Source organism: Nonomuraea sp. 3N208 (genome assembly GCF_052245935.1).
In the GTDB taxonomy this organism is placed as follows: Bacteria; Actinomycetota; Actinomycetes; order Streptosporangiales; family Streptosporangiaceae; genus Nonomuraea.
This window is the reverse complement of record NZ_JBQQBR010000061.1, coordinates 1-26461: the sequence shown is the minus strand read 5'-3', so window position 1 is coordinate 26461 and position 26461 is coordinate 1. Positions and strand designations below refer to the sequence as shown.

The 26461-nt window shown below is 69.3% G+C and carries 25 protein-coding genes; 9 read left to right on the top strand and 16 right to left on the bottom strand.

What is annotated here, in order from left to right; translation table 11 throughout:
- Positions 1-17: 17 nt before the first annotated feature.
- From ACTWPT_RS53485 to ACTWPT_RS53470, 4 genes are read right to left on the bottom strand one after another with little or no spacing between them, the layout of a single operon-like run.
- Complete coding sequence (locus tag ACTWPT_RS53485) at positions 18-662, bottom strand: DUF4097 family beta strand repeat-containing protein (protein WP_443185261.1); 645 nt, start codon at positions 660-662, stop codon at positions 18-20.
- Between the two features lie 6 nt (positions 663-668).
- Positions 669-920: a hypothetical protein gene (locus tag ACTWPT_RS53480; protein ID WP_443185260.1), complete on the bottom strand. Its 252-nt coding sequence runs from the start codon at positions 918-920 to the stop codon at positions 669-671.
- Between the two features lie 43 nt (positions 921-963).
- On the bottom strand, positions 964-1533 hold the full coding sequence (locus tag ACTWPT_RS53475) for a hypothetical protein (protein ID WP_443185259.1): 570 nt from the start codon (positions 1531-1533) through the stop codon (positions 964-966).
- A gap of 41 nt (positions 1534-1574) precedes the next feature.
- Positions 1575-2009: a sigma factor gene (locus ACTWPT_RS53470; protein WP_443185258.1), complete on the bottom strand. Its 435-nt coding sequence runs from the start codon at positions 2007-2009 to the stop codon at positions 1575-1577.
- A 107-nt stretch (positions 2010-2116) separates the two neighbouring features.
- Here ACTWPT_RS53470 and ACTWPT_RS53465 point away from each other — a divergent pair, with 107 nt between their 5' ends.
- Together ACTWPT_RS53465 and ACTWPT_RS53460 are read left to right on the top strand one after the other, a co-directional pair.
- Positions 2117-2581, top strand: coding sequence for a nuclear transport factor 2 family protein (locus ACTWPT_RS53465; RefSeq protein WP_443185257.1), 465 nt, complete (start codon positions 2117-2119; stop codon positions 2579-2581).
- A gap of 53 nt (positions 2582-2634) precedes the next feature.
- Positions 2635-3180 carry a YceI family protein gene (locus tag ACTWPT_RS53460; protein ID WP_443185256.1) on the top strand — a complete coding sequence of 182 codons (546 nt, stop codon included), beginning with the start codon at positions 2635-2637 and terminating at the stop codon, positions 3178-3180.
- Between the two features lie 128 nt (positions 3181-3308).
- Here the strand turns inward: ACTWPT_RS53460 and ACTWPT_RS53455 are convergent, their stop codons facing one another.
- The 7 genes from ACTWPT_RS53455 to ACTWPT_RS53425 all read right to left on the bottom strand — a co-directional run bounded on the left by ACTWPT_RS53455 (position 3309) and on the right by ACTWPT_RS53425 (position 11804).
- Positions 3309-4289 (bottom strand): threo-3-hydroxy-L-aspartate ammonia-lyase, encoded by a 981-nt coding sequence (locus ACTWPT_RS53455; protein ID WP_443185255.1) that lies wholly within the window; start codon positions 4287-4289, stop codon positions 3309-3311.
- Positions 4286-5008, bottom strand: coding sequence for a helix-turn-helix transcriptional regulator (locus ACTWPT_RS53450; RefSeq protein WP_443185254.1), 723 nt, complete (start codon positions 5006-5008; stop codon positions 4286-4288). Before ACTWPT_RS53450 ends, ACTWPT_RS53455 begins: the two co-directional genes overlap by 4 nt.
- Positions 5009-5116: 108 nt before the next feature.
- Positions 5117-7684, bottom strand: a complete 2568-nt coding sequence (locus ACTWPT_RS53445) for a BTAD domain-containing putative transcriptional regulator (RefSeq protein ID WP_443185253.1) — start codon at positions 7682-7684, stop codon at positions 5117-5119.
- 300 nt (positions 7685-7984) lie between these two features.
- Positions 7985-8674: a response regulator gene (locus tag ACTWPT_RS53440; RefSeq protein ID WP_443185252.1), complete on the bottom strand. Its 690-nt coding sequence runs from the start codon at positions 8672-8674 to the stop codon at positions 7985-7987.
- A complete protein-coding gene (locus ACTWPT_RS53435; protein ID WP_443185251.1) occupies positions 8644-9765 on the bottom strand; it encodes a hypothetical protein in 1122 nt (373 codons plus the stop codon). Before ACTWPT_RS53435 ends, ACTWPT_RS53440 begins: the two co-directional genes overlap by 31 nt.
- Positions 9758-10885 carry a sensor histidine kinase gene (locus ACTWPT_RS53430; RefSeq protein WP_443185250.1) on the bottom strand — a complete coding sequence of 376 codons (1128 nt, stop codon included), beginning with the start codon at positions 10883-10885 and terminating at the stop codon, positions 9758-9760. Before ACTWPT_RS53430 ends, ACTWPT_RS53435 begins: the two co-directional genes overlap by 8 nt.
- A 91-nt stretch (positions 10886-10976) precedes the next feature.
- Positions 10977-11804, bottom strand: coding sequence for an AraC family transcriptional regulator (locus ACTWPT_RS53425; RefSeq protein ID WP_443185249.1), 828 nt, complete (start codon positions 11802-11804; stop codon positions 10977-10979).
- Here ACTWPT_RS53425 and ACTWPT_RS53420 point away from each other — a divergent pair.
- Complete coding sequence (locus ACTWPT_RS53420; protein WP_443185248.1) at positions 11803-12345, top strand: TIGR03086 family metal-binding protein; 543 nt, start codon at positions 11803-11805, stop codon at positions 12343-12345. The two genes, ACTWPT_RS53425 and ACTWPT_RS53420, sit on opposite strands and share 2 nt — an antisense overlap.
- Before the next feature lie 99 nt (positions 12346-12444).
- Here ACTWPT_RS53420 and ACTWPT_RS53415 read toward each other — a convergent pair whose 3' ends face one another.
- The gene (locus ACTWPT_RS53415) at positions 12445-13203 is read right to left on the bottom strand and encodes an SAM-dependent methyltransferase (protein ID WP_443185247.1); all 759 of its coding nucleotides are present in this window, start codon (positions 13201-13203) and stop codon (positions 12445-12447) included.
- A 462-nt stretch (positions 13204-13665) separates the two neighbouring features.
- On the opposite strand from ACTWPT_RS53415, the gene ACTWPT_RS53410 reads away from it, so the two are divergent.
- Complete coding sequence (locus ACTWPT_RS53410; RefSeq protein WP_443185246.1) at positions 13666-14937, top strand: cytochrome P450 family protein; 1272 nt, start codon at positions 13666-13668, stop codon at positions 14935-14937.
- 618 nt (positions 14938-15555) lie between these two features.
- Entirely contained in the window at positions 15556-17130 is a 1575-nt protein-coding gene (locus ACTWPT_RS53405; protein WP_443185245.1) for a carbohydrate-binding protein, read from the top strand.
- Between the two features lie 123 nt (positions 17131-17253).
- Here the strand turns inward: ACTWPT_RS53405 and ACTWPT_RS53400 are convergent, their stop codons facing one another.
- The gene (locus tag ACTWPT_RS53400) at positions 17254-17466 is read right to left on the bottom strand and encodes a hypothetical protein (RefSeq protein WP_443185244.1); all 213 of its coding nucleotides are present in this window, start codon (positions 17464-17466) and stop codon (positions 17254-17256) included.
- A 152-nt stretch (positions 17467-17618) separates the two neighbouring features.
- Positions 17619-18848: a cytochrome P450 gene (locus ACTWPT_RS53395; protein ID WP_443185243.1), complete on the bottom strand. Its 1230-nt coding sequence runs from the start codon at positions 18846-18848 to the stop codon at positions 17619-17621.
- A gap of 47 nt (positions 18849-18895) precedes the next feature.
- Here ACTWPT_RS53395 and ACTWPT_RS53390 point away from each other — a divergent pair, with 47 nt between their 5' ends.
- A complete protein-coding gene (locus tag ACTWPT_RS53390) occupies positions 18896-19489 on the top strand; it encodes a TetR/AcrR family transcriptional regulator (protein WP_443185242.1) in 594 nt (197 codons plus the stop codon).
- A gap of 51 nt (positions 19490-19540) precedes the next feature.
- Here ACTWPT_RS53390 and ACTWPT_RS53385 read toward each other — a convergent pair whose 3' ends face one another.
- Positions 19541-20419, bottom strand: a complete 879-nt coding sequence (locus ACTWPT_RS53385) for a hypothetical protein (protein ID WP_443185241.1) — start codon at positions 20417-20419, stop codon at positions 19541-19543.
- Between the two features lie 250 nt (positions 20420-20669).
- Here ACTWPT_RS53385 and ACTWPT_RS53380 point away from each other — a divergent pair, with 250 nt between their 5' ends.
- From ACTWPT_RS53380 to polX, 3 genes are read left to right on the top strand one after another with little or no spacing between them, the layout of a single operon-like run.
- Entirely contained in the window at positions 20670-21119 is a 450-nt protein-coding gene (locus ACTWPT_RS53380) for a MarR family winged helix-turn-helix transcriptional regulator (protein ID WP_443185240.1), read from the top strand.
- Positions 21097-23553 carry a PEP/pyruvate-binding domain-containing protein gene (locus ACTWPT_RS53375; protein ID WP_443185239.1) on the top strand — a complete coding sequence of 819 codons (2457 nt, stop codon included), beginning with the start codon at positions 21097-21099 and terminating at the stop codon, positions 23551-23553. The genes ACTWPT_RS53380 and ACTWPT_RS53375 overlap by 23 nt, the downstream gene beginning before the upstream one ends.
- Before the next feature lie 23 nt (positions 23554-23576).
- Positions 23577-25295, top strand: a complete 1719-nt coding sequence (gene polX, locus ACTWPT_RS53370) for a DNA polymerase/3'-5' exonuclease PolX (RefSeq protein ID WP_443185238.1) — start codon at positions 23577-23579, stop codon at positions 25293-25295.
- A 286-nt stretch (positions 25296-25581) separates the two neighbouring features.
- Here polX and ACTWPT_RS53365 read toward each other — a convergent pair whose 3' ends face one another.
- A complete protein-coding gene (locus ACTWPT_RS53365; RefSeq protein ID WP_443185237.1) occupies positions 25582-26244 on the bottom strand; it encodes a hypothetical protein in 663 nt (220 codons plus the stop codon).
- Positions 26245-26461: the final 217 nt, after the last annotated feature.

Here is a 26461-nt window from a genome sequence, read left to right as displayed (position 1 = left end):
TCCCTTCGTTTCGATCTTCAGGAACGGTGGATCACGATGTCGCCGTAGGCGGTGTGCGCACGCACCTCGACGGTCTTGTCGGACTGGCCGGGGCCGTCGCAGGCGTCCAGGGACACCTCGACGGTGCCGTACTGCGAGCTCACGTCCAGCCAGGCGGCGGTGCCCTCGCGGATCCCGAGCTCCAGCCCGCCGCCGGTGGTCTCCATGCGGACCGGGCCTGAGGCCACCTCGCCGATTCGGACGCTGCCGTACGCGGTCTTGGCGGCCACGCCGGCCAGGGCGCGGTCGACGGAGATGTCGCCGTAGGCGGTGTGCAGCCGCAGCTCCCCCGTCACCTGGCCGACAGTGAGATCGCCGTGGGAGGTCTTGACCACCGCCGTGCCGTCGATCTCACCGATCCGGATGTTGCCGTCGGTCGTGGTGACCTCGGCGGGGCCGGCCGACCGGCTCACCGAGATGTCGCCGGACCCGGTCTTCAGGCGCAGCCTGCCGGCCTGCTCGATGCGGATCTCGCCGTAGGAGGTGGTGAACTGCACCTCGCCGAGGCGGCCCGCACAGCGGAAACCGGCTGCCGTGTGCGCTTCGACGCGGGAGCCGGCCGGCAGGTCGATCGTCACGTCGACTGAGCCGCCCCCGCCGAGCAGCGAACGGGCCCACCTCATGGGCGCCTAGATCGGCATGTCGATCGAGCCGCCCCAGCGTGGCGTGGCCGCCTGCTCCTTCGCCGCCTTCACCAGCAGCCGGCCGTCGGCGTACTCGACCTGGACCTGCTCGGCGGCGTGGACGTCGGTTTCGTCGAACTCGTCGCTCGGGCGTACGTCGACGACGGTGTCGGTGCGATCGCTCGCGTTGATCCGCACCTTGCCGGCGGCGACGTCGATGATGGCGATAATGGGTTCGGAGGTGGAGAAAGTGGGCACGGCGCTCCCCTGTTCGTGAGTAGGGCAGATGGTCATGGCGCTGCTAGCGCACCCAGCCGGTGTAGCGCTGCCCGGACTGCCGCCCGGGGGCCCGGCTGGAGCGGCGGCCCTGGTCGCCGCCTTCGAGCGCGGCGGACACGGCACGCACCAGCCAGGCGTTGACCGACAGCCCGTCCCGGGCGGCCGCCTCTTCGATGCGTGGCTTGAGGTGCTCGGGCACGCGGAGCGAAATCCGCGATGTCCCGCCGTCGTCGCCGCCCGGCGCAACCGGCGCGGCGACCGGCCCGGCCTTGCTCTCGCCCGTCACGGAGGTCCCGGTCATCCCGGGCTCGAAGCGGCTCTCGGCGTCGTCCTCGAACAGCCGGCCGCGCGGCGGTGGCGTCACGACGAAGCCGGGGTCCCGGCCGCGCAGGCGCACCTCGACCGAGCCTGGCGCGAGGTCACGGGTGATCTCATCCGCGGCGGCGGACAGCGCTTCCAGCAGGGCGAGCCGGGCGGCCGGCTCCAGCGCCGCGGCAAGACGCTCGGCAATCGCGCGAGCGTCTTCGCCGCCTGCCGCGGCGGCGATGGCGAGTTCGCGGCGGAGATGGTCGACATACGGCGCAAGGTCCATGACACCACTATGACGTCAAAGTGGCGTCACAGCAAGCTGAGCTACACCTCAGACGACGTCACAGTGACGTCATGCCCCGGACGACGGTTGGGATCGTGCCCTGCCGCCATCCGCTCCTCACTGAGCCGCGGGCCGAGCTCCGGCCAGTGCGGGACGGCATGCCGCGCCTCATCTTCGGGGTTCGTCCCGTCCATACGGCTGATGACCGGGTCGGGCACGTGCACGCCCATGGGCTCCTCACGCCGCGTTCTGCGCGAGCGCAGTACGTTCAGGCACACTCGGGCGACGATGGTGGTCAGCCAGGCGCCGAGGTTGTCGGCACCGCCGGTGTCTGACCGACTGGCGCGCAGCCAGGCTTCTTGGACGGCGTCGTCGGCCTCGGCGAGCGAGCCGAGCATCCGGTAGGCCACCGCCCGCAGGCGGGTCCGGTTGCTCTCGAAGCCTTCCGCCAGCAAGTCGGCTCGGTCATCGGTCACATTCCTCCGTCGCCAGGTGTCGTACGGGTGACCCCCAAATCCGGTTGATGTGACAAGGAGCCCGCTGATCCTCCACGTCACCTTGATCAACAGAGGGAAGGAACCCGATGAGCGACATTCAGACCATCGTTGACCGCTTCGAGATCGAGGCGCTGCGCGGCGAGTTCACCGACGCGGGGATGATGCACGACTACGACCGTTTCGCGTCGCTGTTCGCAGAGGACGGCGTGCTGCGGATCCCCGACGTCAACATTGAGTTCGTCGGCCGGGAGGAGATCAGCGCCGGGGTCGAGCGGCTGCAGCGTCTCTGGGAGTACTTCGTGCAAACCGTGCACCCGGGCACGATCCAGCTCGAGGGCGACACCGCAGTCGGCCGTGCGTACATCGCAGAGTTCGGGCGCATGCGCGACGGCAGCTCGCACCTGAACTACGCCATCTACCACGACCGCTACCAGCGCACCTCGGACGGCTGGAAGTTCACCGAGCGCGTCTATGAGGTCAGATACCTCGACCCCACTCCCCTGGCGGGCTCGGCGCCCCAGGCGGCGCCCGGCTCTGTGCGCGAATCCTGACCGGCTCGGAACCGAACGATTGACCACCCCTTCCCCTATGGGAGCGACCAGGTATGACGACCACGACCGAGCTCAGTGAGCTGACCGGCGACTACGTCCTCGACACCGCCCACACGCGGATCGGGTTCGTCGCCCGGCACACGATGGCCACCAAGGTGCGCGGGCAGTTCGAGGAGTTCGAGGGCAGCGCGCACCTGGACGGCGACGACCCGTCGAAATCGAGCACTCAGCTCAAGATCCAGGCGAAGAGCCTCCAGACCCGCAACCAGCGGCGCGACGAGCAACTGCGCGGCAACTTCCTGGACATGGACGACCACCCGGCCATCACCTTCACCTCGACCACGGTGAAGCAGGTCGACGAGACCACTTTCAAGGTCACCGGTGACCTGACCATCCGCGGCGTTATCAAGCCGCTCACCGTGGACTTCGAGCTGACCGGCGCCGAGAACGACCCGCGGGGCAACGTACGGGTCGGATTCAAGGGCAGCGTCACGATCAACCGCAACGACTGGGGCGTGAACTGGAACGCAGCGACCACAGTCATGGTCAGCCCGAAGGTGACGCTGGAGTTCGACGTCGCCGCGATCCGGCAGCCCTGACCGATGGCCCGATGACGGCTGCCACCGGCAGCGGGAGGGGTTGCTCCCGCGGCCGGTGGCGCGCTGAAGACCTGCTCGGCCACCCACCGCCGGGGCAGCAGCGCGAACCGGCGGGGTGGCGTGGTGGTCTATGCCTGGGCTGGGCCTGCGCACAGCTCGGCGAAGCGGCGGACGTCGATGTTGCCGCCGGAGACGATCAGGCCGATCCGGGGCGGCACGCGGTCCAGGCGGCCGGCCAGCAGCGCGGCCAGCGGGGTGGCGCCGCTCGGCTCGATGACGATCTTCATGCGCTCGAACGCCAGCCGCATCGCCGCCCGGATCTCGTCGTCGGAGACGAGCACAATGTCGTCGACCAGGTGCCTGTTGATCGAGAACGTCAGCTCGCCCGGGATCTCCGCCGCCTGGCCGTCGGCGATCGTCCGCGGGACGGGGATCGACACCCGCCGGCCCGCGCTCAGCGACCGCTTGGTGTCGTCGCCTGCCTCGGGCTCGACGCCGATCACCCGGATGCCGGGCTGCAGGCCCTTGGCGGCCGTGGCGCTGCCGGCGATCAGGCCCCCGCCGCCGATGGGCACCAGCAGCGCGTCCAGCTCGCCGGCCTCCTCGAGTAGCTCCAGCGTGGCGGTGCCCTGCCCCGCGATGACGTGCGGATGCTCGTACGGAGGGATCAGCGCGAGCCCGCGCTCGGCGGCCAGCGCCTCCCCGATGGCCACCCGGTCGCCGGTGTAGCGGTCATAGGTGACGATCTCGGCGCCGTACCCGGCGGTGGCCTCGATCTTGGAGCGGGGCGTGTCCTCGGGCATGACGATCACCGCGGTGCTGCCCAGCTCGCGGGCGGCCAGGGCGACGGCCTGGGCATGGTTGCCGGAGGAGTACGCGGCGATGCCCCTGGCCAGCTGCTCGGGGGAGAGTCTGGAGACGGCGTTGTAAGCGCCGCGGAACTTGAAGGCGCCGATGCGCTGGAAGTTCTCGCACTTGACGAAGACCTCCGCCCCGACCAGGGCGTCCAGCGTGCGGGAGCGCAGGACGGGGGTGCGGTGGGCGACGCCCTTGAGCCGGGCGGCGGCGTCGTGGACGTCGTCCAGGGTGACCGGGAGTGCGGTGGTCATGCGTGCTCCTCCTGCGCGGTGTCTGATCCGGTACGTGCCTGGGAGAGATAGTTGTAGGCGGAGGCACGGGAGATGCCGAGCCGGGCCGCCACCTGGGGGACCGCCCGCCGCACGGCGAACACGCCGCGCTCGTCCAGGCTCCTGAACAACTCCAGCCGCTCCCCGCGGCTGAGCTCCGCCCAGGGCTTGTTCTGCTCGAGCTGGTACGCGTCGACGATGGCATCCACGACGGAGTCGATGTCGTCACCGAACGTCGTGGTCGGTCCGGTGCCCGACACGGTTGCGGAGACGGTTAGCCCGGCGAGCTGCCCGATCAGCGCGTGGGCCTGGGAAACCGCGGTGATGTCGAGGTTGACGCACAATGCCCCGAACACGGCCCCGCCGCTGTCCCGCAACACCATCGTGGACGACTTGACCAGCTTGCCGTTCTGGGTGCGGGTGACGTAGTTGAGCTCGTCGCCCGCCTCGTCGCCGCGAGCGAGGATGCCCATGCCGATCTCGCTCATCGACCCGCCGACGCTGCGCCCGGTGACCGAGCCGGCGATGGCGACCACGGAGTTGTCCGGGCGGCGGAAGTCGTGCACCACCGCCTCGCAGAACGAGCCCAGGGTCGCCACGATCCCGTCGACGACGGGGGCGAGCGCCGCGATGATCGCGTCCTGCTCACGCTTCGACCAGGGGCGCTCGTCGACGGCGGTTTCCGGCCGCGCTTGGGACATCACTCCTCCAGAGATCTCTGGACGAAGTGTATATATCTTAGACGAAAAGTCCAACCGAGGGCCGAGCTCGCGGTGACCCGCCGGGCGGACCGGCGTGGTCTGGGCGAGTCACCAGCGGGACGCCGCCTCCCCCAGGCGATAGCCGGATTCGCGAAGCATCTTGACGGCCACCTGATAGCTCTCCACCGCTTCGGCGAAGCGGCCGGCGTGACGGCAGACCTCGTCCATCCGGCCCTGACGGTAGTAGACGTGCACGCGGTTGCTGCGGATCGTGGCCGCAGCGGCGGACTGCCGGCTTCCCTCGGCGAGCGTCACCGCGACCTCGAGTTCGGCGAGGGCGGCGTCCAGCCGTCCCACCGGCGTGTTGGTGGGACCGAGGGTGTTGAGCGCGCCGATTTTCCGCCGGGGCAGCCCGGCGCGGTCCCAATCGGCGACCGCCCGCTCCAGCTCGGAGATCGCGTCATCGTAACGGCCCTGGTCACGGTAGATCCAGCCGAGGAAGCTGCGAATCCGTGCCTTGCCTGCCCAGTCGGCGCAGCGTCCGGCCGCCTCGATCGCGGCCTTGTGGATGCCGATCAGTTGCGTGTGCCACCCCTGGTTGTAGAAGGGCCTGTGGAGATGGATGGCGAGTCCGACGGCGGTCTGCGGGTCGGGACCATCGATAGCCTGTTGCGCGACCGCGAGAAGGTTGTCCCGTTCTTCCCCGATCCACCGGCTGGCCTCCTCTGCACTCGTGAGAGTGACGCCGGGCTGGTCCGCCTTGCTGCCGGGAAGGCCCTGACTCGTGCGTTCGAGGCACCTACCGGCGGTCGTGGCGGTGCCCAGGTAATGGTGGAGGGCACGGTGGACGGCGGCGGCGCGGTCGGGCTCGGGGATCTCCTGGCCGGCCTGTTCGCGCGCGTACAGGCGGATGAGGTCGGGGAGCCGGTAGTGGCGGCGGCCCGCCGATTCGAGGAGGCGGGCGTCGCGGAGGCGGTCGAGGGCCGCCTCCGCACGGTGTTCCGGCCAGCCGGTGAGCGCGGCGGTGGCCGCCGGTGTGTGGGTGGGCGTCTCGAGCAGGCCGAGCAGCGGCAGGAGGCGCGCCGCGTCCCGGCCGGTGGGTTCCTCGCGCAGGTGCTGGTGGCTGACCGCGAGGCCGGCGCGTACGGCCAGGTTGGCGTACTGGAGCATGTCGAGGCGGCGCGTGGCGTCGGCCAGCCGCTCGGCGAGGTCGGCCAACGCCCAGTCAGGACGAGAGGCCAGCCGGGCGCCCACGATGCGAACGGCGAGGGGCAGGCCACCGCAGAGCCGGATGATCTGGTCCGCCGGCCCGGGCTCGGCCTGGACACGGGCCGGCCCCGCGATCCGCGCGAGCAGCGTGGCGGCTTCGGCGTCGGCGAGCCCGGCGAGGTGCAGGTGGTGTGCATTGTCCAGAGTGCCGAGGAAATCGCGGCTGGTGATGACGACGGCGCAGTCCCCTCCGGCCGGGATCAACGGGCGCACCTGCGCGGCGTCGAGCGCGTTGTCGAGAATGACGAGCAGGTTGCACGCCGCGGTGAGCGAGCGATAGCGAGCCGCGGCCTCGTCCGGCTCGGCAGGTACGGCGGTGCCGTCGAGCCCCAACGAGCGCAGCAGTTGCCGCAGCGCCTCGATCGAGGAGAGCGGCGTGCGCCCCGCGGTGGCACCGTGCAGGTTGACGTAGACGACTCCGCCGGTGAACCGGTCGGCGACGGCGTGTGCGGCATGAACGGCCAGCGCGGACTTGCCGATCCCGCCGGGGCCGTCGATGGCGGCCACGGCCGGCACCCCCTGGGCCGGTCGGGTGAGCACGTCGCGCAGCCAGGCGACCTCGTCGGTGCGGGCTGTGAACGCCTGCGCGTCGGGGGGCAGTTCGGCCGGGATTGTCGGATCTCCGAGCACAGTCCCCTGCGCAGGCGTGGCCAGGTCGAGCACCGGATCGCCGGCCAGCACGGCACGATGCAGCCTCTGCAGTTCGACACCCGGCTCTATGCCCAGTTCGGCGACGGCGACGCGCCGGGTCTCCTGATAGACCTCGAGCGCTTCCGAGGGACGGGCCGCCCGATACAGCGCCAGCATGAGCTGCGCACGTGGCCGCTCCCGCAAGGGGTTGGCCTCGACGTGCGGCACGAGGTCGGCCACCGCCGCGTGGTGACCGCCGGCGGCCAGGCGCAGGTCGACGTGGTCCTCGAAGGCCGCCAGGCGTTCGTCTTCCAGACGGGCGGACTCGATCTGGGCCCACGGAGCGGTCACCTCGGCCAGCGCGGTGCCCCGCCACAGGGCGAGGGCCTGCCGGAACAGGCTGTCCGCCGCGGCCGTCCCCTCCTGCGCCCTGGCGGTGTGCGCCTGCCGGACCAGGCGGGTGAACAGGTGGGCGTCGATGTTGTCGCGGGGCAGGTTGAGCACATATCCGCCGGGGACTGTCTCGATGATCTCGCTGCCCGCGTGGGGCGCGAGCAGTTCCCGGAGTTTCGACACCACGATGTGGAGTTGCTTGTCGGCCGTGGCCGCCCAGCTCTCCGCCCACACGTCAGTGAGGAGTTGTTGCGCGGTGACGGGCTGCCCAGCGCTGACCGCGAGCCTGGCCAGCACCCCGATCCGCCGCTGCCCGGCCAGCCGCAGTGGCTCCCCGCCGGCGAACACCTGCCACGGGCCGAGAATCTTGATCTCTAGCTCCACCCGGATCGCTCCCCTCGTTCACCGAATGTGCGAGTGTGACGACCTCCATGGCCGCCTCGGATCGGACCAGCCCATGGCATGGAGGAAACATCTACTCGTGCAGCAGGACAGCGAAGATCATGTCCACTGAGTCGGCGCAGAGCTCGAACACCTCAACGGTCCACAGCGCCCGGAGGGACGCCTCCGGGCTGGAACGGCGGCATCGCCCGCCCGCCCCGTCGCGGAGGTCATCCACACGGCCGGCCGCGGCTGATCGCCACTTTACGAAGGCACAGGCCGCGCTGGTGTCCGGTGAACGCCCTACAAAGAGGTCACCGTCTGATTGAGCTCAGCGAGCGTGATGAGTCCGTCGTCAAGGGCGCGGCCGACGAGCTCGCTCTTGGTACGGGCCGCCCGCCCCACGTTGGCGTACTTCACCCGTACACGCGTGATATAGGTGTCCACGGTCTTGACGGTGATGTTGAGCTTCGCGGCGACGAGTTCCTTCGACGAGGACACGAACCACGCCCGCAGCACCTCGGTCTCGCGCTGGGACAGGCGCGGCCGGCCGGGAGCGTCGTCGGCGATGAGCGCGCCGGACAGCGACGGCGCGGTGTAGGGCTCGCCCCGCGCGGCCGCCCGAATGGCGGGCACGAGATGGTCGGGGCCCTCGCGCTTGGTCAGGTAGGCGAGCGCGCCGAGGTCGATGCATTTGATCGCGGTCGCGTCGTCGGTGTGCTGGGAATACACGATCACACGCCTGCCGTTGTCGACCAGCCTGCGAAGCTCACCGAAGTCGGGTCTGCGCGGCACCAGCTCCAAATCGAAGATCACCACGTCGGCGGCGGCGCCGGGTCCGGTCCAGACATCGGCGAGCCGGTCCCCCGCGTCGATGAGATTGATCGGCGGCACGGCTTCAGAGCACCAGGAGCGGACGCCTGCGGCGATGGCCGCATGATCATCCACAATCACCGCAGTGATCAATTCGTCCGCTGCCGCATCGGCTGCCATGTGACCTCCATCCAGACCGTGTCGCCGTTGTTCAACGCCTCGACCCGTACGCCGGGTGTCGCCGGGCTCGGCACGTCCACCTCGCCGCAGTCCGCGACGACGCTGACCGAGACCAGGTCCGCGCCGCCCACGACGGTGACCCGTGCCCGTGAGGCGGCGGTGGCGAGCACGGTGAGCACCGCCTCGGTGAGATCGCGCCGTACGGCCACGGGCGGTGCGGGCCACTGGCCGCGCGCGTCGAGCTCCACCACGACGCCCTTGCGGTCCGCCACGTCGGCGCAGTGACGCAGCTCGTGGAGCAGGGGGTTCGCGACGGTGTCGGACTCGGCGAACAGCCGCCGCATCCTGGCCGCCTCGATGGCGCAGCGCCGCTGGACCTCCGGGTCCTCAGGGCGCAGCGAGCCGTCGGCGAGGCCTTCGAGCAGCGGGACCGTGGTCGCGGACAGTTCGGCGAACCGCTGCCGCCTGCGACGGTGGGACTCCGCCGCGACCGCCTCGGCGAGGCGTACCCGCTCGATCTCCCTGCGGGAGGCCGCGGCCGCCGCGCTGAGGCCGCGCAGGACGGCCGCCACCACGGCCATGCACAGCGGGAAGCCGACCACGCTCACCGAGCCCGTGGCGAACCTGGCCATCGCCTGCCTGCTGGGCTCGTCGAACAGGAGCAGGTGCAGCAGGGCAGTGAGCTCGTGGGCGAGCAGGAACGCCGCCGCGGTCCGCAGTGGACGGTCGAGCAGCACGACGACGCCCACCCAGTTGGCGGCACCGAAGATCCAGTCCACGCCGGTCGAGGTGCGCCCGTCCGGCAGGGTCGCGTACGACAGCGCGGACGCGGCGAGCACGACCGCGATGGCGGGCCCGCGCAGCCGGCCCCACGCTCGCCCCTGGACGAGGAGCGCAGCCTCGCCGGCGAGCACGGACCCCAGCGCTGCGAAGGCGGCCAGCTGCGCGAGCGACGACTTGTAGGCGTCCAGGCGGGGCAGCATGTTGGACAGGCCGAGCACGAACACGATCGCCGCGGCGACGAGCAGCGTCGCGATCCGCAGCCCGTGCCGCAACTGCGCCCGCGTCCGCTCCTCGACGACATCACTCACCGGCCACGCTCCATTCCAGCCGTACGAGGGTGCCTTCGCCCTCGGCCGAGGTGATCGTGGCCGTGCCGCCGATGCGGCTCATCCTGCCCCGCACGGACTCGCGCAGGCCGCGCCGGGTGGCCGATACGTCCTCCGGTGAGAATCCCTTGCCCTGGTCGGCGATCTCGAGCCGCAGCGACCGGCCGTCTCCGCGCAGCCGGACCGTCGCCCGGGTCGTGCCCGCGTGGCGGCGTACGTTGGTGAGGGACTCTCGCGCCGCGTCGGCGATCGCCCTGGCGACCTCGAACGGAAGCCGCAGCCGCGGCGGGGCGTCGAAGTCCACGGTCAGCTGCACGGCGTCGAGGTCGGCGCGTAACAGGTCGACGAGGTCGGCGTGCCGGGGCGCGCGCCTGTCGTCGGAGCGCAGCCTGTCCAGATCGCGGCGCGCCTGCGGGGCCAGCCAGTCCGCGCCGGAGCGCACCTGCCCGATGCCGACCATCAGCAGGGTCGTCGCCGCGGTGTCGTGCAACGAGTTGGCGAGCTCGCGTTCCTCGGCGCGAACGCCAGCGGCCACCAGCGACTCGGCGCGTGCCCGCGCGGCCTCGGCCGCCGTCCGGTCGGCCCGTTGCGCGGCGCGGTGGACGAGCACCCATGCCGCTCTGGACAGCGCGGCGGCCGGCACCGCCCACATCACCCCCGTGATCAGGGTGGCGTCCGCCTGCGCCGCTCCCGCCGCGGTGAGGAGGGCCACCGCACCGCCCCCGGCCACCACCGCCGCCACTCCGCCCACGAGCGGCGGGGTGTGCCACTGGCACGTCACGCAGAAGAAGGTGATCAGGAGCCGCAGCCACCCGGTGTTGCGGTCCGCGACGGCGTCGGTCCAGAAGGTGCTCGCGCACAGACCCAGCAGGACGCCCACGTCGAGTGCGACCGGACCGCTCCCCTGGCCCGCGCGAAGCCACCACGCATATCCGCAGGTCCAGGCCGCCGCGACGGCGGCGGCGGCCGCGGTGGCCGCCAGATGCTCGGGTGGGGCACGGAACAGGGCGATCGCGCAGACGGGGACGAGCGTCGCCAGGCGCACGGCGGCCGCGTACCGGCGGCCGAACCGCACCAGCAGCCGCGCCGCCTCTCCAGCCACCCCGTCACCTCGCAATCCGCTCGCTCGCGATCTCACTGTGACGCAGCCTAACCACTGGCTGTAGGCTGATCGACTCAGGGGGACGTGGGGATCAGGCCTGGTTTCCGAGCCGGGCGTAGGCCGCGGGCGGCATGCCGACGGCGGCGGTGAAGTCGCGGGTCAAGTGAGCCTGGTCGGTGTAGCCGAGCTCGGCGGCCAGCGTGGCGAGGTCGAGTCCCTGGTAGACCCGCTCCGCGGCCTCGTGCAGCCGGAAGCGGCGGATCACCCACTTGGGGCCGATGCCGACATAGTCCCGGAACAGCCTCTGCAGCGAGCGCACCGACCGCCCCGACCTGGCGGCCAGCTCGTCGACCCTGGTCATGGACACGTCGCGTTCCACCATCGCGACCAGTGCCGCGACCTCGTCCACCAGCGGATCCTGCTCCGGCCCCTGACTCAGCAGGAACGCCTCGATGAGCGCGACGGCGGCCCTGGCGTCGGGTTCGGCCAGGACTCGCTCGACCAGGGTCGCGCCCGCTACGCCGTACATCTCGCCGATGTCCACGAAGCGGCCGGTCAGTTCGGACACCGGGCCACCGAGGAACGGCCGGAAGCCGCCGGGGCGGAAGCGGGTGCCGATCACGCGACCGCTGCCCCGCATCGTGTAGGAGAACCCGCCCTTGATCACTCCCCTGATTCTGGGGAAGTCCTGGGCGATGGCCATGTTCACGGTGGGGTGCGAGACGATGCGCTGTTCGTACGGTTCGGCGAGGTCGGTCCACGTGACAACCCAGAAATGCTCCACATACGCGGAAATCTCGGGCGATGGCGCCTGTCGGACGAAATCGAAGGCGTCGAGCCCCGCGTACGGGTTGACCCAGCCGCGCTGTCGCGTTTCTACAAGCCGCCCCCGGGGCTGGCGGGGAACGATGGCTGCCATGGAAGACATGATGCCGCTGATGACGCGCGCCGCCGAACGGACCGCGGGAGTGGTGCGCGCGGTACGGCAGGAGCAGTTCGGGTTGCCGACGCCATGCGCGAAATTCGACGTCAAGGATCTGATCAACCACCTCGAGTGGGTGGCGGAGATGTTCGAGTCGCTGGGTCGCAAGGGGCCGCGCGTCGAGCAGGGACCTTACGCGGGCGACTTCCCCGAGCGAGCGGAGCGCATGCTGGGCGCCTGGTCGCGGCCCGAGGCGTGGGAGGGCACCAGCCCCGCCATGGGCCTGCCGATGACCGCGCTGGCCCAGATGTACCTCGTCGACATGGTCGTGCACGGCTGGGACCTGGCCAGGGCCACCGGGCACGAGTACGAGCCGGAGCCTGCGGCGGTCTCGCGGGCTTTGGACTTCACCGAGCAGATGGTGGAGATGGGCAGGCAACGCGGCGCCTTCGGCCCGCCGGTGGCAGTGGCGGGCGACGCCCCGCAACTCGACCGCCTGCTCGGCGTCATCGGCCGGGATCCGGCCTGGACACCATGACGGCCGATGAGCCGTGGACGACCGTTCGGCGGGCCTGAACCGCGCATTGCCGCGCGCCGGCCCGCCGGATGAAGGTCATTCTCGGCATCCGCACGGTGCTCACGCCTTCCGGCCTACCCCACCGTAGGCGTCGAGCTCGCGGCCATTCGAACGCCAGTGGTTGACCGTCACCACGCCCGGCTCGACCAGTTCCAAGCCTTCGAAGAAGCGTGCGATCTCCACGGGAGTGCGCTGAATGTACGCTACGGCGCCGCTGTCGTTGTACTGCTCCTGTGCCTCTGCCCCTGCGGCGCTGTGGACGTTGGTGCCGTCGTTGAGCGCCAGGTAGCTGCCCGGCGCCAAGGCGCCCATCAGCCGGGCAACGATCGACAGCGCCTCGTCCAGGTTGGCGATGTGTCCCATGATGCCACTGAGGTTGAGCGCCACGGGCTTGCTGAAGTCCAGCGTCTTCGCGGCGGCCGTCAAGATGGTCTCGGTGTCGTGCACGTCCGCGTCGATGTAATCGGTGGCGCCCTCCGGGGCGCCGACCAGCAGAGCACGGGCGTGGACCAACACCAGCGGGTCGTTGTCGACATAGACGATCCGCGACTCGGGGGCGATTCGCTGGGCGATCTCGTGGGTGTTGTCCACCGTGGGCAGGCCGGTGCCGATGTCCAGGAACTGCCTGATGCCCGCCTCCTCGGTCAGGTACGTGATGGTCCGGGCAAGGAACGCCCTGGACGCCCGGGCGAGCTCGACGACCTCGGGGAAGATCTTCTTGTACTCCTCCCCCGCGATGCGGTCGACCTCATAGTTGTCCTTGCCACCCAGCCAGTAGTTCCAGATGCGAGCGGAGTGCGGCACGTTAGTGTCGATCACGAAGTTCTCCTTCGGGGGAGCTGCAGTTCAGGCATCTGATTCTCGCCTGGAACCATCTGCTCAAGGAGACCATGCACTTCTTCGAGACGTGATGGAGACGGCATGGTGATCATGTACACACCCCGGGCAACTGCGTGCGATCAGCACGAAGGCCCTCGAATACAGCGCCGTCCCAGACCGTGAAGCGTGGGTTTCTCGTGCTTGTGTGTGTGCTTCCGGTGCTTGTACGTGCGCTTGTCGTGCTTGTACGTGTGCTTCGCGTGCGTCTCCTGCTTCTGCTTCTGCTCCTGCTTGCCCTTCTCGTGCTCGTCCTCGTACGGGTGCTAATTCCCAAGACACGACCGGCACAGAATGTGGCCTGGTCGGCAGGTGGACGCTGCTCGGCGGTAAGACCGTTCGCTACTTGGCGTGGTTAAGAGCGTCACGCACAGTAAGTATGACATTCGATCATAGGAGTTGCCGATGCACGTCCCCCTCCAACTGCCGGCTCCGAACGAGCGGACATCCCAAACGATCTGCCGGTATCGCGACGAGATCGGCCCCGTCCTGCGGGTCGAACTGCCGGGCAAGGTGCCCGTCTGGTTGGTGACCTCGTATGACATGATCAACGAGGTCCTCGCGAACGACGGCACCCTCTACAGCAAGGACCCCAGGAACTTCACGGCTTTGCACGATGGCAGCATCCCCCCCGACTGGCCGCTGCGCCAGATCATCGAAGGCAATCATCTCCTGACCAAGGACGGTGCGGACCACCGTCGGCTGAGAGGTCTAATCAACCACGCCTTCACGCCCGGCCGCGTGCAGGGGCTGACCTCACGCATCCAGAAGATGACGGACGCGTTGCTCGACCGGATGGCCGCCGAAGGCGGCGTGGTCGACCTCGTGTGCTCCTTCAACGCGCCGCTGCCTCTCACGGTGATCTGCGAACTGTTCGGCGTTCCGGAGGACGAGCGGCCCCAGATCCGCGAGTGGGGCAACGTGCTGGTGTCGCACACCGCCACCCCGGAGGAGTCCCTCGCCGCGCACAACGGGGTGCTCGGCTACCTGGCCACCTTCATCGAGCGCAAGCGCCACGAACCCGGCGACGACCTCACCACCGGGCTCATCCGCGCACAAGAGGACGACGGCGACCGCCTGTCCGAGGACGAGATGTTGTGGATCATGTGGCATATGCTGATCGCCGGTCACGAGACCACCGTGCACCTGATCGGCAACGCCGTCATCGCCCTGTGCTCGGACCCGAAGCAGCTCGCGCTGGCGCGTACGGAGATCGCCTGGGAGCAGGTGGTCGAGGAGACGCTGCGCAGCCGCACCTCGGTGGTGGGCATCATGTTGCGCTACCCGCGGCATGATGTGCAGCTCGCCGGGGTGACGATCCCGGCCGGGGAGGCCATCATGGTCGGCCTCGCCGGAGCGGGCACGGATCCGGCCAGGTTCGGCCGGGAAGCCGAGCGCTTCGACGTCACACGGGAGCCGGAGATGCATCTGGCGCTCGGCCGCGGTCCGCACTTCTGCCTCGGTGCGCCGCTGGCCAGGCTGGAAACACGCATCGCGCTGGCCTCATTGTTCGGCAGGTTCCCCGAGTTGCGCCTAGCGGTCGGGGCGGACGAGATCGTCTACAACTCGTCGATCATCACCGAGGGACCGGTCAGGCTGCCGGTGGTTCTCGGTCCCGCGAGGGGCGTGTCCGGCGCGACCTCGTGCAGCTCGGCGTCGGCCCACGATTTCACGTAGGCAGGCGGAGTGACGCGACGGGCGGCAGCGAGCAGTGTCTCCTGCCGCTTGCGCCCCCGCTCGACGTCCGCGTCCGTCCAACGGCCTGGCTCATCGGCAGGGAAGAAGGCCGCTCGGGCCGACTCGATCTGGCTCGCCAAGATCGTCGAACGGGGAATGATCGTCTCAAGCGCGCTTCGCGCGGGAGAGCGACGAGTCGCTGAGCGACTACTTCGCAGGCAAGGAACACATCGCCACCAGCATCGACGGGCTACCCGGCCTCCCCCTGCCATTGCCGCCGGCACCCGGACGCACGCATGAACCCGAGACCGGGAATCCCGCCTGAGACAACCCGCGGGTGACTCGGCTCTTCGGTGGAAGCGGCCGGTTGCGGCGTTCGAGTCTCGACCGAAGCCGTGCGAAGGGCTGCCGGGAACACGACTCACGCATGTCCCCCGTCACCGGTCATGAAAGTTTCACGGGTGGTTGACGGCGGGGAAAGCGCTTTCCTACTGTGGCGTCGGTTTCATCGATGTTTCCATGCTTCGCCCGGGCGACAACACACAAGGCGACCCCGTACACGGCGTCATGGCGCCCCAACATGCGCCCACGCCGCCGTACCGACACCATGGGAGAACAATGATGCGGCTGAAAGCCGTCCTCACCTGCGCCAGCCTGTTAGCCGTCACATTCGTCGCACTGTCACAACCCGCCGCCCATGCCGCCCCGACGCGGTACGAGGCGGAAAGCTCGCCCGCGGTCTGCACCGGCACCATCGACAGCAACCACTCCGGGTACTCGGGCAGCGGATTCTGCAACGCCAACAACGCCACCGGCGCCTACGCGCAGTTCACCGTCACCGCCGGCGCGGCTGGAACGGCGACGATCGGCGTGCGGTTCGCCAACGGAACCACGAGTGCCCGGCCCGCCGACCTGATCGTCAACGGGTCCACCGTACAAAGTGTCTCCTTCGAGGCCACCGGCGCGTGGAACACCTGGGTCACCAAGACGCTCACCGTGTCGGTGAACTCGGGAAGCAACACCATCCGGTTCAACCCGACCACCTCCGGTGGCCTGCCCAACATCGACTACCTTGACGCCGAAGTGGGCGACACACCACCCCCGCCGCCGGGAACGCTGTATGTGGCGCCGAACGGCAGCGACAGCGCAGCCGGCACGGAGTCCAACCCGACGACGCTCACCTCGGCGATCACCCGCATCGCTCCCGGCGGGACGATCCTCATGCGCGGCGGGCGCTACGACCACTCGCAGACGATCACCATCGCGGCGGGCAACAACGGCACCTCCAGCGCCCGCAAGAAGCTGTCCGCCTACCCGGGCGAGACCCCGGTACTGAACTACTCGGCCCAGAGCGAGGCCTCGGCGAACCGCGGGCTGGCCGTGAACGGGTCGTTCTGGCACGTCTACGGCATCGTCGTCGAGCGCGCCGGCGACAACGGGATCTTCGTCGGCGGCCACAACAACATCTTCGAGCGCACGGTGACGCGCTTCAACCGCGACACGGGGCTGCAACTGTCGCGGATGACCTCCACCACCCCCCGCGACCAGTGGCCGTCCAACAACCTCATCCTGAGCGCGGTGTCGCATGACAACGCCGATTCCGACGGCGAGGACGCCGACGGCTTCGCCGCGAAGCTCACTTCCGGCCCCGGCAACGTCTTCCGCTACGCCGTGGCGCACAACAACATCGACGACGGCTGGGACCTCTACACCTATGCTGACGAGGGACCCATCGGCGCGGTGACCATCGAGGACTCCCTCTCCTACGAGAACGGCACCCTCAGCGACGGCACCCAGAACACGGCCGGTGACCGCAACGGCTACAAGCTCGGCGGCGAGGACGTTCCGGTCAACCACGTCATCCGGCGCAACATCGCCTACGACAACGGCAAGCACGGATTCACCTACAACAGGAACCCCGGCACGATGACCGTGTCGAACAACGTCAGCATCGACAATACCGAGCGCAACTTCTCCTTCGACGCCGGCAGCTCGGTGTTCCGCAACAACACCTCCTGCCGCGGCAGCAGCGGGACCAACGACAGGATCGTCGGTGACGCCGACGGCTCGAACCAGTTCTGGTCCGGCTCGAACGGATCCAGGTGCTCGTCCTACACAGGCGCCCTGGGCTGGTCCTACGCCGCGGACGGCCGGCTCGTCGTGACCTTCGGCGGCAGGGTGGTAACGCCGTAACAAGCCCATCAAGTTCACGGGCCGGGCCAGTACGTCGCCGTACTGGCCCGGCCCGGGACGCGTCGAACTGCTCGGGCTTCCTCGTCGCTTGTGGCCCCGTTACCAGCGTCGGCGCGACCAGCCTCATGAGCGCGTGGCCGTCCCAAGGACGTGGAAGGAGAACGGCGTGCGCGCCTCGGGGAAGAGGAAACGCTCCAAGCGTTCGATGCGCAAACCCGCCTGCCGGATCGTGGCGACGGTGTCGCGGCCCGTGTGGCAGCCCCCGAGGATCAGCGGCCAGATGGTGGCGTCCAGCAGATCCTGCACCCGCGCCAGCCGTGGACTGTCGGCACGCACGTGTCGGGGACGGGCAGGCGCTCGGCCGTTCCGATCCTGACGTCGATGGGCGCGGACGCATCCGCGGCGGCGGCTTCAGCCAGGCCCCGCAACCGCGGCTCGATAGAACCGGGCGAACACGGGGCGGCTCATGCGTGCCGGTGTCACGCCGCTCACCAGCTCACCGGAAGTGCCGTCAGCCCACCGGTGAGCACTCGCGGATTGAAACTCAGCTCCTCCACGCCTACGGCCAGACTCAACGCGGGGAAGCGGGCGACGAACTGGGAGAACACGACGTTCAGCTCGAGCCGGGCCAGTGGGGCGCCGATGCAGTAACGGGCGCCGTGGCCGAAGGTGAGATGCCCGGCCGCCCGGCGGGCGATGTCGAACCGGTAAGGGTCGGTGAAGGCCCCGGCGTCGTGGTTGGCCGCGCCGGTGTCCAGAAGCACCAGGTCTCCCTCTTGTACAGGCACACCCGCGATTTCCAGGCCCGTGCGGGCGTAGCGGGGAATGCCACCGCCACCCAGCCCTGGGGCCCGCAGAATCTCCTCCACGGCCCCGTCGATCCTGGAAGGGTCGGCGACGAGCGCCTGCCACTGGTCAGGGTTGGCGAGGAGCCACAGGGCGCCCGTGCCGATCGCGACCACGGTGGTCTCGTGGCCGGCGAAGAGGAGGAACATGCCCATCATGGCCGCCTCGTCGTCGCTGACCCCTTCGGTCATGGCGAGGCGGCTGATCACATCGGTTTCGCCGTCGTTGATCCGGCCTTCGCGTCGTCTGCGCGCCACCAGTCGCTGGCCATAACCGAACAGCTCGGCCAGCCCCTGCTCGGAGCGCGCCTGATCGGTGACGTCGCCCGCGGCCTGCGTCCACGTGCGAAACTGCGCCCGGTCGTCGTACGGGACCCCGAGCAGCTCACAGATCACCGCGATCGGCAGCGGCACTGCCAGGGCCCCGTGCAGGTCGGCGGGCGGTCCCTGGGCGGCGAGCTCGTCCAGGAGCGCGCTGGTCAGGGCCTCCACTCGGGGGCGTAGTGCCCGCATCCGCCTGGCGGAGAAGTGCGGCTGCAGCAACGCGCGCATCCGCCGGTGATCGGCCTGTTCGGTGTCGAAGTCGCCCAGCGGTCCGCCGAAGAGAGCCGACTTCCCCGTACGGGACGCCTTTTCTGGCGTGCGGTGGGCGCGGCCGAGGCGGTCGTCGTCCAGCAGTGCCTGCACCTGCTCGTATCCGGTCACCAGCCAGGCCGGATCACCGACGGCGGTGCGGATGGGGTGGATCGGCCCTTGTTCCTGGAGCCGGCGCAGGAGCGGCGCCGGCTGCAACGGTCCCGGCTTTTCGAACGGCAGCTGGAAAGCAGTCGTCGCACCGCTCTCCTTGATAGACGCAGCTTTGTAGACTTCCATGTATATAAAGCTACTTGTAGACTATTGATTCCACAAGAGAGGACGACATGACGACGACCAGCGGGCAGGCACCGGTGCGCCGGCTGCGCAGGACGGAGCGGCGGGAGCAGATTCTCGATGCGGCCACGCAGGCCTTCGCCCGCTCCGGTTATGCCGCCACGAGCCTTGACGACGTCGCCAGGGCGGCGAGCCTGACGCGGGCGCTGCTGTATCGGCACTTCGACTCGAAGGCCGACCTGTACCGCGCCGTGCTGGATCGCGCGTGTCAGCGGCTGGTCGAGACCGTGGGCGAGGACGACTTCGACGAGACATCCATTCCGTCGCTGCTGCGTGCCGCCGCAGCCGATCCGGACGCCTTCCGGCTGCTGTTCCATCACACGGCGCGGGAGCCGGAGTTCCGCGAGTTGATCGACTCCATCACGACGGCCTCGGCCGAGATCGCCCGGCGCAACCTGGCCACGCGTGTTCCCGCGGGTCCTTGGCTGGAGTGGGCCTCCCGGCTGATCCCCACGTTGACGATCGAGGCCGTGATCGCCTGGCTCGACTCCGGTCAGCCGGATCCGGATCAGGCTGCCGCGCGGGTCGACCAGGCGGTGAAAGGCGTCATCGCGGCCGCGCAGCCCGCACCAGGCAGCGGGTGAGCCGTCACCAGGTGGCCGCGGCCATCACAGCGGCAACGGCCTAGCAGCTGATCATGTCGCATTGACTTTGCCGAAGGCGATCGGGCGGTCCGCGACGCTGTGGTATCCGTTCACCACGTTCTCGTTCGCACCCCACCAGTGCCCTTGAGGCCGGTTCGCCGCGTCGGTACGAATGAAGATCCACCCACGCCCCAGCCCCGGGTACTCGGTCGTGCCGACGGCGCGGGTGTCCGGGAACGCCAGGTACGGCGAACTCGCCGAGGTCGACGCCACCCCGTGCGGGTTGCTGGTGCTGTCGATCACCGGGACCGCCCACTCGATGGTGGAGCTGTCGCCATCGCGGTCGTAGGGCACCGGGGCGCCGGCCACGATCATCGCGTGGCCGGTGGCGTCCCCGGTGCTGGAGGACGAGGAGTTGTACTTGACCGCGATGATCGTCCCAGCGACGATCTCGGTCACCTGGTCCAGGAGAGGGTCGGCGCTGGTGATGAAGTTCGGAGCGCCACTGACGAAGGTGTCGTAGTACTTCTCCGCCGTCGGGCTCATCGAGCCGAAGTTGTCCTTCAGATACTGGTCGGTCGCGAAGGGCCACGCCTGCTGCAGCACCTTCGTCACGAAGCTGGCGCACTTGCTGCGGTTGAAGTAGGTGGTCGCCGAGCCTGGCGTGCCCCAGATGACGGACGTGGTCTGACTGCCGGTGGTGTAGGTGTTGTAGGTGCTCTGCAGCGGCCAGCTCAGGGTGTTGAGGTTGTCGGCGACCTCTGCCGCCGTCGTATAGGTGTTGTCCGGTGCCGCCCACGCCGCCGGAGCACCGGCCTGTGTCCCGGCGAAAGCCACCGCGGCGGCTCCGGCCGCGGTGGCCGTACGCAGGAGCCCACTCCTCCTGCCGTTACCCTCTCCGCAGCCGCCGGCAGCGGATCTCGCACGCATGAAGATCTCCCCCTGTCGATCACGGGCATTGTGCATCGGTACCCCTGCCTGAGTGCCGCCCGCTCTGGGCCGGGCACACCGAAAATCCGGCAGCCGCGCTTGAAGATCCCCTGCCGCAACGTTGCCAATGAATTGCCGATTCTATCGTTTACGGCCCGAAGCCCGGCGATCCCGACCGGATGAGCAGTAGTGGACCTCCGATTGTCGAGGAGGTAACTTAGTTGCTATCTAGCAACTAGTGTGAGTAAGCATGGATTTCCGGCAACGCCTTATCGAGGTGACGACCTCGATGCAGCGCGACCTCCTGCCGTCGCTGACGCGGATGTACGAGGGCGACGACCTGCGGATCCTGGATCGCGCCGTGCTTCAGGTGCTCGACCGGGACAGCGCGCCGACCGTCAAGGAGTTGGCGGCCCTGATCGGCCGTTCGGTCTCGTGGACCAGCCGCCTCGTCGACTCGCTCGTCCGGCGCGGACTGGTCGAGCGGCACGAGGACGCGACGGACCGCCGGGCGCGCAGGGTCCGCCAGAGCAAGAAGGGGGCCGCGCTGCTGCGCAGGAGCCTGGAGGTCCGGGTCGACATGCAGATGGCGCTCTGGAATCACTTCACGGAGGAAGAGCGGGAGATCGTCCTCCACTCACTGGAGATCTACGCGGAAGCCGCGAGGAGGATAAGGGATGAAAATCATCCATCTCTCTGAGATCGACTCTTCCATGATCGATCTGGTGGGCGGCAAGGCCGCCGGGCTCGGCGAGATGATCAAAGCGGGTGAGCGTGTTCCGGACGGCTTCTGCCTGACCGTCGAGTCCTTCAAGTCCCGAAATCTCCCGGAGAGTGAGCTGATCGCCGCCTACGAGCGGCTCGGCGGCGGACGCGTCGCCGTCCGTTCCAGCGCCACTGCCGAGGACCTGCCGGACGCCAGCTTCGCCGGCCAGCAGGACACCTATCTCAACGTCGAAGGCGCCGACCCCCTCATCGACGCGGTCCGCAGGTGCTGGGACTCCCTGCACACCGAACGCGCTGTGGCCTATCGCGCCACGGTGGGCATCGACGACGCCGCCATGGCCGTGGTGGTCCAGCGCATGATCGACCCCGTGGTCGCCGGTGTGCTGTTCACCGCCAACCCGATCACGGGCTGCCGCACCGAGATGATCGTCGACGCCGCTCCTGGACTGGGCACCGCCATCGTCGACGGCACCGTCGTCCCCGACCACTACGTCCTCGGCAACCAGGCGCCGGCCCTACCGGACGGCGACGGATGCCTCGGCAAAGAACAACTCGAGGAACTGCGGCACGCCGGCCGGCGGCTGCAAGAGCACTTCGGCTCGCCGCAGGACATCGAGTGGGCGATCGATGCGGCCGGCACGCTCTGGCTACTCCAGTCCCGGCCGATCACCACCCTGTTCCCGGCCCCGCCCGACACCGGCGACACCCGGCTCTACCTCGAATTCGGCCACCTCCAAGGAATGCTCAGGCCGGCTACCCCGATGGGGGTGTCGCTGCTCAAGACGGGTTCGGGCATGTGGCTCAAGGCCGTGGGCGCCACAGTCGATCCACACGATCCGTTGCCCCGGTTGATCCCCATCGGCGGGCGGCTCTACTTCGATCTGACCGATTTCGTGCGCAACAAGTCCATGCGAAAGCGGCTGGGGACTTCTCTGGAGGTGTACGGGCCGCGGGTGCAGGGTGCCGTCGAGCGCATGCTGGACGATCCGCGGTTCGCCCCGCAGCGCGGCCTGCCGTTCCGTCTCGGCAGTGCCGTGAAGATAACGGTACGGCTGGCGCCCGGTGCGATCGTCGGCATCGTCCGGAGCCTGGTGAGGCCGGACACCGCGCGGGCCGCGGCCTATCGCGCCGTGGACGAGATGAGGCGCCGGACGACGCCGCCGGCCGAGCCGGCCACGCCGGCCGAGCGGCTCCGCTGGGTGATCGAGGACTCCCACAAGGCGGTCATGAGTCCGGACATGATGGGGCTGGTGTGGCCGCTGACGGTCGGAATGATCGCCGGCCTGGTGCCGTCCGGACTGCTCGAAGGCGTCGCCGCCGACGATGAGCTGGACATCGTCCTGGGCGGGATGCCGTACAACGTGACCACGGAGATGGACCTCGCGCTCTGGAGCATCGCGGTGAACGCACGGGAACACCGCGACCTGTTCCTCAACACCCCGCCGGAGGAGCTCGCCACGAAGTATCGCGCGGGGGACCTCCCCGACATCGGGATGGCCGGCTTCCTCGACAGGTACGGCATGCGCGCGGCCGCCGAGATCGACGTCGGCATGCCCCGCTGGGAGGAAGACCCGGCTCCACTCTTCGCCACGATCGCCAACTACCTTCGCGTGGACCACCCCGAGCAGGCGCCGGACCGGCGGTTCGAGCAGGCCGCCCAGAAGGCGGAGAAGATGATCGACACGCTGTCGCGGCGAGCGCGCCGCCGGAGACCGCTACGTGGCCGGCTCGCGACGTTCCTCATGCGCCGCTCGCGCAAGCTCACCGGGCTCCGGGAGATCGCGAAGTTCGCCTGGCTGCCGGCGCTCCAGGCGGCGCGCCGGCAGCTGCTGTTGACAGGAGACGATCTGGCCTCTCGCGGCCTGCTGGAGCGCGCCGGCGACATCATGTTCCTCGACCTCTTCGAGGCCCGGGCCGCCGTACACGACGGGGCCGACCATCGGGACCTGATCGCGGCGCGCCGCGCCGAATACGAGCGGGAGCTGCGGCGGCCCGCTGTCCCGGGGGCCCTCCTGTCCGACGGGACCGATGTGGAGGCGCTCGCCCCGCAAGGGCCCGTGGAAGAAGGGGTGCTGACCGGGATGGCGGGGGCCGCGGGCCGGGCGACCGGCAGGGCGCGGGTGATCCGCGACCCGGCCGGCGCGCACATCGAGCCGGGCGAGATCCTGGTGGCCCCCACGACGGATCCCGGCTGGACCCCGTTGTTCATGACGACGGCGGGGCTGGTGACCGAGACGGGGTCGCCGGTGGCACACGGCCCCACCGTGGCCAGGGAGTACGGCATCCCGGCGGTCATCTGCGTCAGGAACGCCACGCACGAGATCAAGACCGGGCAGCTGATCACGATCGACGGGACCGCGGGCACGGTGCGGGTGGAGGAGGAGATAGACGACGCGATTTCGGGATAGAGGACTCGGGGGGATGATGCGAGATGGCACGCACCAACGACGACGTGGCCGCCGTGCTGGAGGAGTACGCAGACCTGCTCGCCATCACCGGTCACGAGGATTTCAAAGTCCGTGTTTACCAGAAGGCATCCCGGTCCGTGGGCGCCTATCCGAACGACATCGCCGGCTACGACGCCGACGCGCTGCGGGAAATCCCCAACGTAGGTGAGTCGATCGCCGCCAAGGTGGCCGAATACCTACGCTCCGGCACCATGCCGAAGCTCGAGGAGCTGCGCACCCGCATTCCCGCCGGGGTCCGCGCACTCACCCATATCCCCGCACTCGGCCCCAAGCGGGCGATGATCCTGCACGAGCAGCTGGGCGTGGACTCCCCGGAAAGTCTGGAGTCCGCGATCACCGCGGGCGCCCTGCGGGACCTGCCGGGATTCGGCGCCAAGACCGAGGAGAACCTGCTGCATGGCATCGCCCTGCTGCGTGACGCGGGCCGGCGGGTCCACATCGGCGTGGCCATGCCGCTGGCCGAGGACATCGTGGCGGCGCTGCAGGCGGTTGGGGGCTGCCGGCGCTGCGGCTACGCCGGGTCACTGCGCCGCATGAAGGACACCATCGGCGACATCGATGTCCTGGCCACGTCCAACCGGCCGAGGGTGCTGATGGACGCCTTCGTCGGGCTGCCCCACGTCACCGAGGTCATCGTGCGCGGCGACAAGAAGACCTCGCTCCGCACCAGCCAGGGGCTGCAAGTGGACCTTCGCGTCGTGCCGCCGGACGCGTGGGGCGCGGCCGTGCAGTACTTCACCGGCGCCAAGGCGCACAACATCCGCACCCGCGAGATCGCCCAGCACCACAAGCTCAAGCTGTCGGAGTACGGCCTGTTCGACGCCGTCACCGACGAGAAGATCGTCTCCAGGACCGAGGAGGAGGTCTACCAGCGGCTCGGCCTGCCGTGGATCCCGCCGACCCTGCGCGAGGACATCGGCGAGATCGAGGCCGCGCTGGCCGGAACCCTGCCCGAGCTCGTCACAGAGGCCGACCTGCGCGGCGACCTGCACACTCACACCGACCTCACCGACGGCCATGCCTCGCTCGAGGACATGGTCGCCGCCGCGGCCGAGCGCGGGTACGCCTACTACGCCGTCACCGACCACGGGCCCGACCTGTACATGCAACGCATGACCCTGGACAAGGCCACCGCGCAACGCGAGCGGCTGCGCGAGCTGGACGGCACGTCCGGGCTGCGACTGCTGCACGGCGTCGAGCTCAACATCGGCCCCGACGGCCAGGTGGACTGGCCGCCCGACGTGCTGGCCGGGTTCGACGTGTGCGTGGCCTCGGTGCACTCCCACTTCGACCTGCCGCGGACCAAGATGACCCGGCGGCTGGTACGTGCCGCGCGGAACCCGCACGTCAACATCATCGGCCACCCCAGCGCCCGCCTGATCGGCCGCCGCCCGCCGATCGACGTGGACTGGGATCAGGTCTTCCAGGCCTGCGCGCGCTCCGGCACCGCGCTGGAGATCAACGCCTTCCCCGACCGCCTCGACCTGGCCGCGGACCTGATCCGGCAGGCGCATGGGTACGGCGTGAAATTCGCCGTCGACAGCGACTCCCATGCGGTCGGCCACCTGGCCAACATGCGCTACGGCATCGGGACGGCCCAGCGTGGCTGGCTCACCGCGGAAGACGTGATCAACACCTGGCCACTGGACCGCCTCACCGCGTTCCTCCACAAGGGGCGCTAGGCGTTCCGACGCGGCAGGCCCGGCGTCATGCGCACGGATCAAGCAGACTCCTTCGCGAAAGCCGTACACGGGAACCGTCAAGAAGCGAGAAGTGATTCATGGTCGATGTGTTCGCGAAATGCCGGCTGCCCGAGACGTACCAGTTCGTGAAGGAGCTGGGCGTCTCCCTACTACCAGGCGATCGAGCAGCGGCCGGGTGAGGGCGAGGTCGTGATCGACGGGCGCCGCCTGCGGCTCATCCCCGAAAGGATAGGACCGTCACCCCTTGTGACGGCCGTGCTGGTCATCAGTCAGCGATGTAGGTGATCGAGCCAACCTGGTAGCCGGTGGTCTTGGAGCCGCGCACGTGCATCACCATCGCACCGCCGTCGTAGGAGTAGGCGCACGAGTAGCCCGCCGGCTCCTTGCTGCAGCCCTGGAAGTAGTGGGTGACGCCCTGCGGGTCGTACTTCACCTTGAACAGCGTCTTCACCGCGCCCACGCTGCCGACCTCGAGCCCGCTGTACCTGTCGCCGCGCTTCCAGGCGGCGAACAGGTGCTTGGCCACGTTGGACGGCGTGACGACGTGCCGCGACAGATAGACCTTGGTGACCTTCGAGCCGGTCACGACCATCGCGATGCCGTTCAGCCCGCCGGGCACACGCACGCTGGTGTGGACGAACCGGCACACGTTGCCGGCGCAGCCGTCGAAGCGGTCGGGGGCGCGGTAGACGTAGGTGAAGATCGTCTTCACCGCCGCGGGGCTGGCCACTTTGGCCGCAGCCGTGCGGTCAGCGGCCAGCCAGGCGTGGAACAGCTTATTCGCCACCGTGCCGGGCGCGGGAGCCCCGGCCGAGGCAACAGCGGCAGCGCCAGGGGAGGCGAAAGCGGCGGCGGGAGGGATGGAGGCGAGCGTCAGGCTTGCGACCGCCGCGAGGGTGGCGCCGCCGAGAACCAGTCGTTTGGACACGCTCCGACGCTAAGCGCGGCGCCTTGCGCGGGGATTGACCTCGGCTTGCAGTGGTCCGCCTGCTCCCCCTCCGAAGCATGTTCATCACGACTAGTGCCGTAGCCGGTCACGTTTGCCCTTTTTGTGACGACACGCCGATCGAGGTCTCCTCTCGGTCGGCGTGATCGTTTCAGACTTCTGGGTGTGGCTGAACGGGTTCGTGTACGCGAGATCGATG

Excerpts from the sequence above, each read along its gene's own strand:
- ACTWPT_RS53395 (WP_443185243.1), bottom strand. The coding sequence starts at position 18,848 with ATGGAAGTCTACAAAGCTGCGTCTATCAAGGAGAGCGGTGCGACGACT.
- ACTWPT_RS53485 (WP_443185261.1), bottom strand. The coding sequence starts at position 662 with ATGAGGTGGGCCCGTTCGCTGCTCGGCGGGGGCGGCTCAGTCGACGTG.
- ACTWPT_RS53425 (WP_443185249.1), bottom strand. The coding sequence starts at position 11,804 with ATGGCAGCCATCGTTCCCCGCCAGCCCCGGGGGCGGCTTGTAGAAACG.
- ACTWPT_RS53465 (WP_443185257.1), top strand. The coding sequence starts at position 2,117 with ATGAGCGACATTCAGACCATCGTTGACCGCTTCGAGATCGAGGCGCTG.
- ACTWPT_RS53420 (WP_443185248.1), top strand. The coding sequence starts at position 11,803 with ATGGAAGACATGATGCCGCTGATGACGCGCGCCGCCGAACGGACCGCG.
- ACTWPT_RS53375 (WP_443185239.1), top strand. The coding sequence starts at position 21,097 with ATGAAAATCATCCATCTCTCTGAGATCGACTCTTCCATGATCGATCTG.
- ACTWPT_RS53475 (WP_443185259.1), bottom strand. The coding sequence starts at position 1,533 with ATGGACCTTGCGCCGTATGTCGACCATCTCCGCCGCGAACTCGCCATC.
- ACTWPT_RS53385 (WP_443185241.1), bottom strand. The coding sequence starts at position 20,419 with ATGCGTGCGAGATCCGCTGCCGGCGGCTGCGGAGAGGGTAACGGCAGG.
- ACTWPT_RS53455 (WP_443185255.1), bottom strand. The coding sequence starts at position 4,289 with ATGACCACCGCACTCCCGGTCACCCTGGACGACGTCCACGACGCCGCC.
- ACTWPT_RS53440 (WP_443185252.1), bottom strand. The coding sequence starts at position 8,674 with ATGGCAGCCGATGCGGCAGCGGACGAATTGATCACTGCGGTGATTGTG.
- ACTWPT_RS53405 (WP_443185245.1), top strand. The coding sequence starts at position 15,556 with ATGATGCGGCTGAAAGCCGTCCTCACCTGCGCCAGCCTGTTAGCCGTC.
- ACTWPT_RS53410 (WP_443185246.1), top strand. The coding sequence starts at position 13,666 with ATGCACGTCCCCCTCCAACTGCCGGCTCCGAACGAGCGGACATCCCAA.
- ACTWPT_RS53460 (WP_443185256.1), top strand. The coding sequence starts at position 2,635 with ATGACGACCACGACCGAGCTCAGTGAGCTGACCGGCGACTACGTCCTC.
- ACTWPT_RS53450 (WP_443185254.1), bottom strand. The coding sequence starts at position 5,008 with ATGTCCCAAGCGCGGCCGGAAACCGCCGTCGACGAGCGCCCCTGGTCG.
- polX (WP_443185238.1), top strand. The coding sequence starts at position 23,577 with ATGGCACGCACCAACGACGACGTGGCCGCCGTGCTGGAGGAGTACGCA.
- ACTWPT_RS53390 (WP_443185242.1), top strand. The coding sequence starts at position 18,896 with ATGACGACGACCAGCGGGCAGGCACCGGTGCGCCGGCTGCGCAGGACG.
- ACTWPT_RS53380 (WP_443185240.1), top strand. The coding sequence starts at position 20,670 with ATGGATTTCCGGCAACGCCTTATCGAGGTGACGACCTCGATGCAGCGC.